This window comes from Actinomadura sp. GC306 (assembly GCF_004348665.1).
Classification (GTDB): domain Bacteria; phylum Actinomycetota; class Actinomycetes; order Streptosporangiales; family Streptosporangiaceae; genus Spirillospora.
Genome location: NZ_SMKM01000032.1, coordinates 1 through 13849, shown reverse-complemented (window position 1 = coordinate 13849; position 13849 = coordinate 1). Strand labels below are relative to the sequence as shown.

Here is a 13849-nt window from a genome sequence, read left to right as displayed (position 1 = left end):
GAGGGGCCGATCGGCACCGGCACGCGGGACCTTGGTCCCATTGGCAGCGCCTCGGCGACCCGGAAGCCTGACGGGGCACGCGCCCCACGTCCGCGAAAGGCCGACCATGCCCGAGGTGTTCCGCCCCCATGTCTGAGCCCCCGCCACCGCGCATCATCCAAGGAGGAATGGGCGCCGGCGTGTCCGGCTGGCGCCTCGCCCGCGCCGTGGCCCGGACCGGGCAGCTCGGCGTCGTCTCCGGGGTGGCGCTGGACGCCCTGCTCGCCCGCGGCCTGCAGGACGGAGACGAAGGCGGCCACCTGCGCCGCGCGCTCGACGCCTTCCCGCTGCCGGACGTGACCGAGCGGATCATGCGGCGCTACTACGTCCCCGGCGGCCTCGGACCGGGACGGCGCTACCGGCCGGTCCCGAAACTCGGCCTCTTCCCGAACCAGACCCGCGACGAGCTGACCGTCGCCGGGAACTTCGTCCAGGTCTGGCTGGCCAAGCAGGGACACAACGGCCGGGTCGGGATCAACTACCTGGAGAAGATCCAGCTCGCCACCCCGGCGGCCACCTACGGCGCGATGCTGGCCGGAGTCGACTACGTCCTGATGGGGGCCGGGATTCCCAGCGAGATCCCCGCCCTCCTGGACGCCCTGGCCGCCGGTTCCCCCGGACACCTGACGGTGACCGTCGCCGGCGACGACTCCGGCCGCCGCCTGACGTTCGACCCGGCCTCCCTCACCGGTTCCACCACGAAAACCCCGCGTCCCCAGTTCCTCGCGATCGTCTCCTCACCCGTACTGGCCCTCTACCTGCACCGGACGCCACTGACCCGCCCGGACGGATTCGTCCTGGAAACCGCGACCGCGGGCGGCCACAGCGCGCCACCGCGCGGACGAATGCGCCTGGACGACACCGGCGAGCCGATCTACGGCCACCGTGACCGGATCGACCCGGCCAAAGTGTCCGCGCTCGGCCTCCCGTTCTGGATGGCCGGCGGCTACGCCAGGAACGGCGCCCTGACCAAGGCGCGCTCCGCAGGCGCCACCGGCATCCAGGCGGGCAGCGTCTTCGCCCTGTGCCGCGAATCCGGCCTCACACCCGACCTGCGGCAACGCCTCATCCGGGAAGCCCTGAACGGCACGCTCCAGGTCCGCAACGATCCCTACGCCTCACCGACCGGCTTCCCCTTCAAGGTCGCCGCCCTCCCCGGAACCCTGGCGCAGGACGAGGTCTACGAGGCGCGCTCCAGACTCTGCGACCTCAGCTACCTGCGCACTCCCTACGCGAAGCCGGACGGATCGGTCGGCTTCCGGTGCCCCGCCGAACCCGTCGACGCATACGTCCGCAAGGGCGGCTCCGCCGAGGACACAAAAGGCCGCCGATGCCTGTGCAACGCCCTCGTCGCCAACGTCGGTCACCCGCAACACCGCCCGGACGGCTACACCGAACCGCCCCTGCTCACCCTCGGCCAAGACCTGGACTTCCTGGCCGAACTGACCGCCACCACAGGCCCCGACTACTCCGCCGCCGACGCCGTCGACTACCTACTGAAAACGTGACCGTACTCGACAGGGCGCCCGCCAACGCCGCATGAGCGGACGCCTTGCCGCGGCCTAGTCGTCTGGGGGCAGGACGAGCTTCTGTAGGGCGGTTCGCAGGTGTTCGGCGGCCTCCGGGGTCAATGGGGCCAGGAAGTCGCGTTCGGCGGCGTTGTTGGCTTCGGTGGCCAGGTGGAGGGTTTCTCGGCCGGCGTCGGTCAGTTCGACCACGTTGCGGCGGCGGTCTTCCGCGTGCGGGTGGCGTGACACCAGACCTTTGCCCTCCAGGGCGTCCAGCATCGCGACCATGGTGGTGCGGTCGATGCCCAGCCGCTGCGCCGCCTGCTGCTGGGACGCCGGTTCGCGGCCGGTCAAGGAGAGCAGGACGCCCAGCTCGCGGCCGTCGATGCCGTGCGGCGCCACCGCGTCGCCGGTCAGCTCTGCCATCCGGAGGTGCGCGTGCTTGAGCAGGTAGACGAGATTCCTGCTCAGCTCGGGGCCCGGCCCATCACTGCTAGACACGCACGAACTCTATCGCTAGCCTGATCGTCAGTAGTACTGATAATCAGTAGGGCGACAGAAGGGTGCGGTCATGATCCTGGTCACCGGAGGTCTGGGGTTCATCGGCTCCCATACCGTGCGCGCGCTGCTCGATCTCGGGGAGAGCTGCGTGCTGGTTCAGCGCCGGACGGGCGAGGTGCCGGCCGAGCTCGCAGGCGGACAGGTCGTCGTCGAGCGGGCCGACGTCACCGAGCTGGACGCGCTGCTCGACATCGGCGAGCGCCACGAGATCACCGGCATCCTGCACCTCGCGGGTTCGATGCCCTGGCCGCCCGACTCCGAGCAGCCTGTCGAGGCGGCGCGCAAGGCACTGGGCGGGCTGTTCAACGTCCTGCACGTCGCGCGCGAGTGGGATGTCGACCGGGTGGGCGTCGCCAGCACGATCGGTGTCTACGGCGGCGCTGCGGGCGATGGTCCGCTCGGGGCCGGGGAGGGGCCGCTCACCGAGGACATGGCGTTGTCGATGGCCTCGGCCCACCCGATCCCGACCTTCAAGAAGATCGGGGAGCTACTCAACGGACACTTGGCCGACACCGCCGGCATCGACGTCGTCAACTACCGCATCTCCGGCACCTGGGGCCCGCGCGACCCCCACGGCGCCTTGTTCTTCGCGGCTCCCGAACTCGTCCATGCCGCCGTTCGCGGAACTGAGCCGAACCTGTCCACGCTCGCCGGGCCCGCGTACGCCGAAGACTCGCTCGACCTCTGCTACGTGAAGGACACCGCGCGGGCGATGGCGCTCCTCCAGCTCGCCGACCGGCTCGACCACCGGACGTACAACGTCGCGTCCGGCCGCGCGACGACCAACGCCGAGATCATCGCCGCGATCAAACGGATCGTGCCGGACGCCCGTGTCGACCTGCCCACCGGAGGGGACGCGCGGCAGAACTACCTCGACATCACCCGGCTCCAGCACGACACCGGCTACAAGCCCGAGTACGACACCGAGCGCGCGGTCGCGGACTACCTCGACTGGTTGCGTGCCGGCAACGAGCGCTGAACAACACCGTTTGCGAGGCACGGACGTGTTGGGCGGTACTTCGAGGTCGATGGCCGGGACGGTGCTCGACCTCCGTCCGTATGACGGAGGTCGAGCACCGGCTTCGGTGGGTCAGGTGAGGGTCCAGCGTTGGTTGTCGCCGTTCCAGCAGGAGTAGAGCTGGATCGCGGTGCCGTTGCCGGAGCCGGCGGCGTCCAGGCACAGGCCGGACTGGACGCCGACTATGGACCCGTCGGCGTTGATGCGCCACTTCTGGTTGTCGCCGCCCCAGCAGCTGTAGATCTGGACGCCGGCGCCGTTGCCGGTGCCGGCCGCGTCCAGGCACTTGTTGCCGTAGACCCTGAGCTCACCCGCGTCGGTGGGCTCCCACTGCTGGTTGGTGCCGCCGTGGCAGTCCCACAACTGGAGCCGGGTGCCGTCGCTGGTGCTGGCGTTGGGCACGTCCAGGCAGCGGCCCGAACCGACGCCCCGGATCGTCCCGCCCTCCGGCGGATTCGGTGAGGTGCCGCCGTTGAGGGCGTTCAGGACCGCGGTGTAGGCCGCCTTCTTGTTGCCGTTGCCGTCGAACAGCAGCGGTGTCTGCTCGGAGCGCCAGGAGTCGGTGTCGCGCACACCCCAGACGGTGATGCCGAGGCACCGCGGGACGGCCAGGCAGTCGTTGGTCACGTTGGCGTAGGTCGTGGGCGAGGCGCCCTGGATGTCGAGTTCGGTGATGGCCACGTCCACGCCGAGCGCGGCGAAGCTCTGCAGGGTGGTGCGGAAGTTGCTGTTGTACGGGCTGCCGCTGTTGAAGTGGGACTGGAAGCCGACGCAGTCGATGGGCACGCCGCGCTGCTTGAAGTCGCGGACCATGTTGTACATGGCCTGGGTCTTCGCCCAGTTCCAGTTCTCGACGTTGTAGTCGTTGTAGCAGAGCTTGGCGGACGGGTCGGCGGCGCGCGCGGTGCGGAAGGCGACCTCGATCCAGTCGTTGCCGGTGCGCTGCAGGTTGGAGTCGCGGCGGGCGCCCGAGTTGCCGTCCTCGAAGGCCTCGTTCACGACGTCCCACTGGACGATCTTGCCCCGGTAGTGGGCCATGACGCCGTTGATGTGGTCGATCATGGCCTGGCGCAGCGCGCCGCCGCTGAGGTTCCGCATCCAGTCGGGCTGCTGTGAGTGCCAGGCCAGCGTGTGGCCGCGCACCTCCTTGCCGTTCTGGACGGCCCAGTTGTAGATGCGGTCGGCCGCGGTGAAGTTGAACTGGCCGCGCTGGGGCTCGGTGGCGTCGATCTTCATCTCGTTCTCGGCGGTCACCGAGTTGAACTCGCGGTTCGCGATCGTCGTGTACACCGAGTCGTTGAGCCTGCCGGAGGCGATGGCGGCGCCGAAGTAGCGTCCGCTCTGCGCCGCCGCGGCGCCCAGCGTGCTCTCCGCGGCCGCGGCCTGGGACGGTGCCACCAGAGCGGCGGCCGCGGTGAACACCCCGAGGGCGCCGGCGAGGAGGGCCCGCCTGCGGGCCCGGGCTCTGGGCATGGCGTTGGTACGCACGTCTGTTTTCCTCCATGAAGCAAAGAAGGGGTGGGAGCACGGGCACAGCCGTGCGACAGACGCCGCGCTCCACTCGGGAACGCACACACCACCGGGGCGTCGAGGACTCAGTGTGAGAGGCCGAACGGTTCCCGTCAATAGTTTCAAAACATTTCATCGAAGAGATCCGCTCGTCGGCTTGTGCATGCGTTCTAGCAGGTGGCTTACGCTCGAAATTTTTCGAAGGCTACGGGTTCTTGACGATGTCGCACCGGCTGTTATTTACTCCGGGCCACCGCCACCCCCCAGATCACCCGATGGAGAGAGGTCCCCGCTCGGCAGGAAATGTTAGCGCTAACACAAGCAGGACGAAGGGAAGAGTTCATGCTGAGGACCGGTGCAGCAGTGCTGGCATCGCTCCTGCTGTCGGTGTTCCTGTCCGTACTGAGCACACAGACGGCCCAGGCCGCGACAGTGGATGTGAACAAGTGGTACGTCCTGGTCAACCGCAACAGCGGCAAGGCCCTGGACGTCTACAACCTCGCGACCGACAACGGCGCCCGCATCACCCAGTGGGCGAGGAACGACCAGAACCAGCAGCAGTGGCAGTTCGTCGACTCCGGCGGCGGTTACTACCGCCTCAAGTCCCGCCACTCCGGCAAGGTGCTGGACGTCTACAACTTCTCCACCGCCAACGGCGGCTCGATCGTCCAATGGACCGACCTGAACGGCACCAACCAGCAATGGCGCCTGGCCGACAGCTCAGACGGCCACGTCAGGCTCATCTCGCGCCACAGCAACAAGGCCCTGGAAGTACAGGGCGGCTCTACCGCCGACGGCGCGAACATCGTCCAGTACGACGACTGGGGCGGGGCCAACCAGCAATGGCGGCTCGTCGAGGTCGGCGGTGGCGAACCCACTCCGAACTGCGACCTTCCGTCGACATACCGCTGGTCGTCAACAGGTCCATTGGCCCAGCCCAGGTCGGGATGGGTCTCGCTCAAGGACTTCACCGTCGCCCCCTACAACGGCCGGCATCTCGTCTACGCGACAACGCACGACACGGGGACGAGATGGGGCTCGATGAACTTCGGCCTGTTCTCCAACTGGTCGGAGATGGCCTCGGCCAGCCAGAACGCGATGTCGAATTCCACCGTCGCGCCCACGCTCTTCTACTTCGCACCGAGGAACATCTGGGTGCTCGCCTACCAGTGGGGCAGCACCGCCTTCTCCTACCGGACGTCCAGCGACCCCACCAACCCGAACGGCTGGTCATCGGAGCAGGTGCTCTTCTCCGGGAGCATCAGCAATTCCGGGACCGGCCCCATCGACCAGACGGTCATCGGCGACAGCAACAACATGTACCTGTTCTTCGCCGGTGACAACGGCAGGATCTACCGGGCCAGCATGCCGATCGGGAACTTCCCGGGCAGCTTCGGCTCGTCCTCCACAGTGATCATGAGCGATTCGACGAACAACCTGTTCGAAGGCGTTCAGGTCTACAAGCTCAAGGACCAGAACCGCTACCTGATGCTCGTCGAGGCGATCGGCTCCCAGGGCCGCTACTTCCGCTCGTTCACGTCCACCAGCCTGAACGGTTCGTGGACACCGCAGGCCACCAGCGAGAGCAACCCCTTCGCCGGCAAGGCCAACAGCGGCGCCACCTGGACCAACGACATCAGCCACGGCGAACTGATCCGCGCAAGCGCCGACCAGACCTTCACCGTCGACCCCTGCAACCTGCAACTCCTCTACCAGGGCCGCAGCCCCAACTCGGGCGGCGACTACGGCCTCCTGCCCTACCGCCCGGGCCTGCTGACCCTGCAGCGCTGACAACCACCCACCCGACCCAAGGTGGGCGGGCTCGGCAAAAGCCCGAGCCCGCCCACGCCACGTCACCGTCCAGCCCACGAGAGAGGACCGCGAACCCGGCCGTCCACACGGTCGCGTCGGACGCCAGGACAGTACCGTCGCCGCACCGCGAAGACGTCGGTGAGCGGCGGCGCCGCGACCTCCAGCCCGGCCGCCAGCTGGTTCAGCCGCTGCCGCTGGACGAAGTGCGGCACGGCGTTTGACCGCGGTGATCTCGGTGTCCACCGGCGACAGCCGACGGGCCAGGTTCCCGGGCACGTAGGCCCCGGCATGGCCGGCGCCGAGGACGACGATGCGGTGCTCCGCATGCTGTCGGCACGAGCACCGGAGACCGCGAACGGGACGACATGATCAGCGAGCTCGAACGGTCGACCGGCGTACAAGAATGCCGGATGCCGACCAGGAGTTCAGAGACTGATCTCCGACTCCCGCGCGTCGCCTGAGTTGCTCAATTCGCGGTCAGCCGTTCGACGAGGGTGCGGCTGGTCTCTTGCAGCTTTTCGTCGTTGTCGATGCTGTTGTACATGCCGCGACGCTGGGGCTGGTGCAGTTCGGAGCGGAGTTGGGGCAGAGCGGGTCTTGCGGCGGGGCCCATGCGGTCCAAGCAGGCAACGACCTCGTTGGCGGTCGCAGAGTTCTGCTCCCAGGCTTGAAGGAGCGTGTCCAGGACGGCTGACGCTTCGGCATCGCCGCCGATTTCCCAGAGGGCGGCCGCGCAGGGAACTCGGACCCATTCGTAGTCGTGGGTCAGCAGGTCCCGTAGGCGAGGCAGTGCTTCTGGCGCGGGAGGGCCGATCTCGGCGAGGACGGTGGCCGCCTCCCCGATCCGGTACGGGGCGGAGTCGTCGAGCAGGTTGAGCAACGGCCGCATGACTTCGTCCGGGTCTCCGGTGATGGCCCACAGCGCGGCAACGGCGGCCGGACGCACCTGGGCGTCGGACGCCGTGATCAGGGACCGGATCGTTCGCAGGGCGGGAGCCGCTGACGGTCCGAGAGCCCTCAACGCCTCCAAGGCCGAGCACGCGACAGACCACAGCTCATGAGCCACTGCCGTGGCCAGCGTCTCGGTGATCGCGCCGATGGCGCTGTCGTCGGCGAGGGCGGTCAGCGCCGACAGGTCAGAGCGCGCGCTCATCTCCCACAGACTCTGGGTGAGGTCGAGACTCCTCAAGTGGTCGCACAAACGGGGCACCAATTGGTCGGCGGCTTGCGGGAGTGCTCCAGCGACCTGTGCCGCCCGCCAGGCGTCGTTGCCGCCGTCCAGGGCGGTGAGGATGCTCGGCAACGCTCGCTCGTCGCCGAGACGGGCCAGCGCTTGGACGGCCTCTTGGTGACTTCTGCGCAGGTGGACCTGGGGCGTGAGCCAGACGTCCGGCCCGTACGCGGCGTACTGCGCGGCGACGTGTGCGGCCAGGGCCTCGCGTGCCGGTTCGGCGATCGCATGGCAGGCGTTCAACGCGGCCGCCGCCTCCGCGGCGACTTCCTCGTGGGACGCGTCGAGGTGTTCGGCGACGAGAGTTATGAGCCGTGTGTGGTCACCGCGCCATGACTTCATGAGGTCGGCGCTGATCCGGATGGCGTCCAGACGGGCGCCGGGATCGTGGCTGCGCAGCTGCTCGGCGAGAAGCGTCGTGCGCTGCGGAACCTTTGCCGCCAAGGTCCAGTGGAAGCTGCGCAGGAGATCCGTGGTTGGCGAGTGAATCCGACTGCGGCGTTCGAGGTCCTCGAAAGCGGCGACAATCTGCGGTGGCGCTCCGTCTCCGAAGCCTGTTGAGCCCGTCGGGCGATGCGGGTCGCACCATGCTTCGGCCGGCACTGCGGCTTCGTCCATCTCGCGCAGCAGGCCGATCGCGGTCGCAATCGTGTCATCACTTATATGGTCGGGCGCGCAGCGCGCTCGTTGGACCACGGCCGCGAGCCTGATCTGAGGGGATGCCGCACGGTCGGCGGCGAGCTTGGCGAACGCCGTCATCGCCTGGGCCTCGGCACGCTCCGGCAAGCGCAGGGCCAGGGTCGCCATCGCCTCAACGACCAGCAACTGCTCGACGATGCTCGGCTCGGCCGACAGCCGATCACGCAGCACTGCCGAAGCCCGGTCGACGTCGTCGATGAACAACCCGAGCCCGGGGATCACGGCTCGGCGTACGCGGACATCGGGATCGCCGGCGAACCTGATGAGCGTCTCAGCACGGCTGCGCATGGCCGCAACCGCTTCGACGTGGGATTCGGACCCGTCGTACGGCCCGTCGCAGCGACCGTGGGCCTCTGAGCCGATGCTCACCAGCAACTCAACGATGTCGGCCCGGTCAGGCGTCGTGACGTCATCGGCCAGCTCGAACAGGAACGGAAGGCTCGCCGTCGTGCACGGGTACACATCGCCCTGGTGATGGACCGCGCCGTAGAACCTGCCAAGAGCCTTCCGCCGCTCCTCCGCGTCCGAGGAACGCAGCGCCAGCAGGAGGGCCGGGACCTCGTCGGCCGAACCGTACGCATGCTCCATTGACGACCAGTCGATGTCGTGTAGTCCGCTGAACATACGCGGCACTATGCCGCGCGGCACCGACACAGCGACAACACCGGCAGGAGACCGTATGCGGCGGCGGCCGGAGGGCACAGAGGTGCCGCATATTCGGCCCTGCCGCCACAAGACAGCGCCTTGACGTGAACGACAGCCGAACCGGTGTCGATTTCGTCCAAGACGGGGCCGCGTCCGCTGTCTAATGTGAGCCGGGCAGCTCGTCCGATCGTGAGGAGAACGTTCCAGTGCGCAACCTCGTCTACACCGGTTTCATGTCGCTCGACGGAGTCGTGGACTCGCCCGGCGGAGGGCCGGGGGAGGACCACCGCAGCGGCGGCTGGGTGTTCAAGGACCTTGAATTCGTCCCGGAAGCCTGGACGCTGAAGGCCGAAGAGCTCGCCGACACGACGGCGCTGATGTTCGGCCGCCGCAGCTACGAGGCGTTCGCGACGACCTGGCCCGACTCGGCGGACCACGCCGACTACAAGGAACTGCCCAAGTACGTGGTGTCGAGCACGCTGTCCGAGGACGCCCTCGTCGACGGGTGGGGCCCGACGACGATCCTGCGCTCGACCGAGGACGTCGCCGCGCTGAAGGAGGGTGAGGGCGGTGCGATCTTCGTCCACGGGAGCGCGGACCTGGCCCGGCGGCTGTCGGACGCGGGCCTGATCGACCAGTACAACCTGCTGGTCTTCCCCGTGCTGCTCGGTGCCGGGAAGAGCCTGTTCGGACGGGCCGACCGCGACAAGTACATGCTGAAGCTCCGCGAGACGGACAGCTACCCGAACGGGATCCTGAAGCTGGTCTACGACGTCGAACGCTGAGCCAGGTCGAGGCCGATCGCGCCGCCGGTGCCCTGACGCAGCTGCCCGGCGGTGCGTCCGACGTAGGAGCGCAGCGCCCGGGCCAGGTGCGGCTCGTCGAAGTAGCCGAGCCCGGCGGCGACGTCGGCGGCCGGTTCGCCGGCGGCCAGCCGCCCCGCCGCCGTGCGGGCCCGCTCGATCTGCCGGACGGCGCCCCGCGTCAGCCCGGTCACGGCGCGGAACCGGCGTTCGACCGTGCGCTCCGAGACGTCCGGCCGGTGCCCCCGCAGCACCCCGGCGACGAGCGGGTCACCGACCACGATCCCGGCCCGGACGAGCCGTTCGACCAGGGCCTCGGCGTCGTCGGGGCCGGGAATCTCCCAGCGCGCGCCGTCCAGCCGGAACGTCCGGCGCGTGGTGTCGGGGAGCTCCACACCGCCGTCGACCAGCGCGGGCATCGGCATGGCCCGCAGCGAGGTGCCCACCGCGAAGTCGATGCCGGTGAAGACCGCGCCCTCCGGTACCGGCGCCGTGCCGGCCCGGGTCCCGGGGCCGGTGATGCTCGCGTACGCCCGGCCGTCCTGCCTCCAGAACACCAGACCCCAGCGCACCCCGGCCACGGACGTCATCTCCGTGACCTGCTCGCTCGTGCAGGTCCAGACGGTGCCGACCCACGGCGAGTCGGATTGGCGCGTCCCGAAGCGCAGTTCCACGCACGAAGGATACGCCGAGTCAGCACAGCCACAGGGGAGCGTCAGGGAGGGGACGGCCCGAGCCGGTCGGCCAGGGCGGCGAGGGCCTCCGTCCCCACCAGGTCCCCCGGCAGCAGCGGCACGTCGAGCAGCGGCACGTCCGGGATCCGCCGCCGCAGCCGGACGAGGTGCTCGTCCTCCTGCTTCCGGCTCCGGGCGAGCAGTTCCCCGGCGTCCCCCGGCGAACGGCGGTTGGCGACGAGGGCGGTCACGTCGACACCCAGCCCGGTGAGCTTCTCGTACACCTCCATGGTCTCCGCGATCGGCAGCACTTCGGCGGTCAGCACGATCACGAAGCCGGTCCGCGCCGGGTCGGTCACCACGTCGCGCAGCCGGGAGAAGCGATCGCGCCGGCGGACGAGGATCCGGCGCAGCTCGGCGTCCCGGTCGGTTTCCGCGCCGCCGCCGAGACCGCGCACGGCGGCGCCGAACCGGTCGGACCGGTCGCGGTTGGCGAGCAGGGTCTCCGACCAGGCGGTCAGCTGCTCGGGCAGTGAGAGCAGCCGCAGCGTGTGGCCGGACGGGGCGGTGTCGAAGACGACCAGGTCGTACGCCTCGTCCCCGAGCTCCACCGTCTCGGCGACCCGCTCCAGCACCGCCGACTCGTGGGTGCCGGGCGCCTGCCGGGCCAGCTCCAGGTGCCGGGCGGCCGGCCCGTGCATCCGCTCGGGGAGCAGGCGCCGCATCGTCCCGGCGACGGCGGACAGGTGCCGCTCGACCGTCCGCTCCGGGTCGATCTCCAGCCCGTCAACGTGACCCGTCGTCGTCCCGAACCCGACGAGGCGCACGGGCTCGTCCCCCACCTGGCGCCCCCACAGGTGGCCGAGGCTATGGGCGGGATCCGTAGAAACAAGCAGCACCCGGCCACCCGCCCCGGCACGGCCAAGGGCGAGCGCCGCCGCGATGGACGTCTTACCGACCCCGCCCTTGCCGCCCACAAAGACGACCCGGCGCTCCGCAACGAGGTCTAGCAGCACCCGACATGCTCCAGCGGCGAACGCTCCATGCCCATCCGCCGGTGCCAGGTATGGAAGTCCTCATAAAGGGCGGGCATGAGCTCGGCCGTGTAGTACGCGGCCGGGTCGGGCACACCCAGCGCCTCCGCTAGGACGACCATCCGGAAGAAATCGTCCTCCTCGCGCCGGGCGCGGGCGAAGGTGCGCCGGTAGGGACCGGCGTAGAACTCCTCCAGCCCGGCCCGGAACGAAGCCCAGCGGGACGTCACGCCTTCGCCTCGACATCCTTCAGGTCGGCGTCGGGGGCCTCCGGCGGTTCCCGGGACGCCCGGCGCATCGCGACGACCGCCTCGAAGGCGACCCACACGGCGGCGACGATGATGACGACGTCGATGGCCAGCAGCAGCCAGTCGCCTTCGTCGTAGAAGTCGCCGAGCTGCACGATCGCCGCCCAGAACGACATCACGAAGACGATCGCGAGCGGCACCAGCACGGGCACCGGGTTGCGCCGCTTGCGGAGCAGCATGACCACGATGATCGACAGCGTCAGCGCGGCCAGCAGCTGGTTGCTGGTGCCGAACAGCGGCCAGATCCGCAGGCCGCCGGCCCCGTCCGAGCCCTGGCTGAAGGTGAGCCCCATCCCGATGACGAGCACGACGAGGGTGGCGACCCCGTTGCCGATCTTCACCTTGGCGACCTCGCCGGCCTCCTGGACGACGAAGCGCAGCAGGCGCACGGCGGTGTCCATCGTGGTGGCCGCGAACAGGACCGCCATCGTCGCGAGGACCGTCGCGCTCACCGAGGCCGGCAGCCCCAGGCCGTCCTTGACGATCGCGCCCCCGCCGTCGACGAACGCTCCGACGCCCGCCTCGCCGAAGGCGCCGTAGACGGCCTCCCAGTCGGCCACGGTCCGGAAGCCGGCGACGGTCGCGATGATCGCGCCGAGCGCGAGCATGCCCTCGCCCACCGCGCCGAAGTAGCCGACGAAGCGGGCGTCCGTCTCCTTGTCGAGCTGCTTCGAGCTGGTGCCCGAGGACACCATGCCGTGGAACCCGGAGATCGCACCGCACGCGATGGTGACGAACAGCAGCGGCATCAGGTCCGGCGTGCCCGCGGGCACCGCGTCGTTGACGGCCGGGGCGACGATCGCGGGGGCGCTCAGCAGCACCCCGGCGAACAGGATGCCGAGCCCGACGAAGAGCTGCACGCCGTTGATGTAGTCACGCGGCTGGAGCAGCACCCACACGGGCAGCAGCGAGGCGATGCCGGCGTAGAGGAACAGGGCGACGATCCAGAAGGTCGCCGGGGACATGCCCAGGAACGGGTCGGGCAGTTCCACCGGCACCGCGTCCCCGAGGAAGATCAGGGCGTAGAGCACCGCGACACCGACCACGGTGACCAGCGCGAGGTTCATCTTGAAGCGGTAGACCGCCTGACCGACCACCAGCGCCACCACGATCGCGCCCCAGGCCGGGATCACGACCGAGGGGGTGGCGATCAGCAGATCCTTGATGACCACCGCGAACGCCGCGATCACCATCAGCAGCAGCAGGAAGATCACGACGAGGAACAGGTTCGCGCCCCGCCGCCCGATGTAGCGGCCGGAGAGCGTGCCGATCGAGCGGCCCTTGTTGCGCGCCGAGGCCCACAGGGCGCCCAGGTCGTGCATCCCCGCGAAGAAGACCGTGCCGACCGTGACCCACAGGAACGCGGGCAGCCAGCCCCAGATAACGGCGACCGCGGGCCCGACGATCGGCGCCGCGCCCGCTACCGACGTGAAGTGGTGACCCCACAGCACGAACTTGTTGGTCGGGACGTAGTCGACCCCGTCCCGCAACTCGTGCGCGGGCGTCTTGAACGAGGCGTCGAGCCTGTAGACCCGGTCGCCCAGGAACTTCGAGTAGAGGACGTATCCGCCCGCGAACATCGCGAGCCCGATCAGCATCAGGGGGAGTGCGTTCATACGAGATGACCTCTTGGGGGTGGGAGCCGGTCTGCTCGGATGCGGTCACGTCCAGATGCCCAAGATCTATTCGGAGCAAACGCCTGAGAGGCCGCCCCTGATCACCCGGCCGCACGAGGGACGGCCGGAGCCGGAGGCGGCCCCATCACGGGCGCGGCGGGCGGCGGAAACGGCGCCATCGCTCCGGGCGGCGCTGCCCGCGGTCACCGCTCAGCACAGCGATCGCTTAACGCGAGGACGTCTGCCTCGGCGCGTCAAGCCGTCGGCCACATGTTGCCGTGAGTGAAATTTCGGTTCCCGGAAGTCATCCGAGTTCCAGCGGGCGGCGTCATCACTAGCGCATCATGTGTGAGCTTCGGGCGGGCGTTTCGAATGGTGAGGGGGCGCGAGGG

At 69.3% G+C, this 13849-nt stretch carries 11 protein-coding genes; 4 read left to right on the top strand and 7 right to left on the bottom strand.

Annotated features, from left to right (window positions below):
- Positions 1–167 precede the first annotated feature (167 nt).
- Complete coding sequence (locus E1200_RS07595) at positions 168–1547, top strand: nitronate monooxygenase (protein WP_243708397.1); 1380 nt, start codon at positions 168–170, stop codon at positions 1545–1547.
- Positions 1548–1601: 54 nt separating this feature from the next.
- On the opposite strand, the gene E1200_RS07590 is transcribed toward E1200_RS07595, so the two are convergent.
- Positions 1602–2048: a MarR family transcriptional regulator gene (locus E1200_RS07590; RefSeq protein ID WP_207933227.1), complete on the bottom strand. Its 447-nt coding sequence runs from the start codon at positions 2046–2048 to the stop codon at positions 1602–1604.
- Positions 2049–2118: 70 nt separating this feature from the next.
- Here E1200_RS07590 and E1200_RS07585 point away from each other — a divergent pair, with 70 nt between their 5' ends.
- Positions 2119–3087: an NAD(P)-dependent oxidoreductase gene (locus E1200_RS07585; protein ID WP_131951088.1), complete on the top strand. Its 969-nt coding sequence runs from the start codon at positions 2119–2121 to the stop codon at positions 3085–3087.
- Positions 3088–3198: 111 nt separating this feature from the next.
- On the opposite strand, the gene E1200_RS07580 is transcribed toward E1200_RS07585, so the two are convergent.
- Positions 3199–4614, bottom strand: coding sequence for an endo-1,4-beta-xylanase (locus E1200_RS07580; protein WP_131951087.1), 1416 nt, complete (start codon positions 4612–4614; stop codon positions 3199–3201).
- A 363-nt stretch (positions 4615–4977) separates the two neighbouring features.
- Between E1200_RS07580 and E1200_RS07575 the strand changes: the two genes are divergently transcribed.
- On the top strand, positions 4978–6426 hold the full coding sequence (locus tag E1200_RS07575; RefSeq protein WP_131951086.1) for a non-reducing end alpha-L-arabinofuranosidase family hydrolase: 1449 nt from the start codon (positions 4978–4980) through the stop codon (positions 6424–6426).
- Positions 6427–6913: 487 nt separating this feature from the next.
- Here E1200_RS07575 and E1200_RS07565 read toward each other — a convergent pair whose 3' ends face one another.
- Positions 6914–9001 carry a HEAT repeat domain-containing protein gene (locus E1200_RS07565; protein ID WP_131951085.1) on the bottom strand — a complete coding sequence of 696 codons (2088 nt, stop codon included), beginning with the start codon at positions 8999–9001 and terminating at the stop codon, positions 6914–6916.
- Between the two features lie 227 nt (positions 9002–9228).
- Between E1200_RS07565 and E1200_RS07560 the strand changes: the two genes are divergently transcribed.
- Complete coding sequence (locus tag E1200_RS07560) at positions 9229–9807, top strand: dihydrofolate reductase family protein (protein ID WP_131951084.1); 579 nt, start codon at positions 9229–9231, stop codon at positions 9805–9807.
- Here E1200_RS07560 and E1200_RS07555 read toward each other — a convergent pair.
- From E1200_RS07555 to E1200_RS07540, 4 genes are read right to left on the bottom strand one after another with little or no spacing between them, the layout of a single operon-like run.
- Complete coding sequence (locus E1200_RS07555) at positions 9789–10499, bottom strand: helix-turn-helix domain-containing protein (RefSeq protein WP_131951083.1); 711 nt, start codon at positions 10497–10499, stop codon at positions 9789–9791. The two genes, E1200_RS07560 and E1200_RS07555, sit on opposite strands and share 19 nt — an antisense overlap.
- A 41-nt stretch (positions 10500–10540) precedes the next feature.
- Complete coding sequence (locus tag E1200_RS07550) at positions 10541–11515, bottom strand: ArsA family ATPase (protein ID WP_131951082.1); 975 nt, start codon at positions 11513–11515, stop codon at positions 10541–10543.
- Positions 11506–11763, bottom strand: a complete 258-nt coding sequence (locus tag E1200_RS07545) for a cory-CC-star protein (RefSeq protein ID WP_131951081.1) — start codon at positions 11761–11763, stop codon at positions 11506–11508. Before E1200_RS07545 ends, E1200_RS07550 begins: the two co-directional genes overlap by 10 nt.
- The gene (locus tag E1200_RS07540; protein ID WP_131951080.1) at positions 11760–13457 is read right to left on the bottom strand and encodes a carbon starvation protein A; all 1698 of its coding nucleotides are present in this window, start codon (positions 13455–13457) and stop codon (positions 11760–11762) included. The genes E1200_RS07545 and E1200_RS07540 overlap by 4 nt, the downstream gene beginning before the upstream one ends.
- Between the last annotated feature and the right edge of the window lie 392 nt (positions 13458–13849).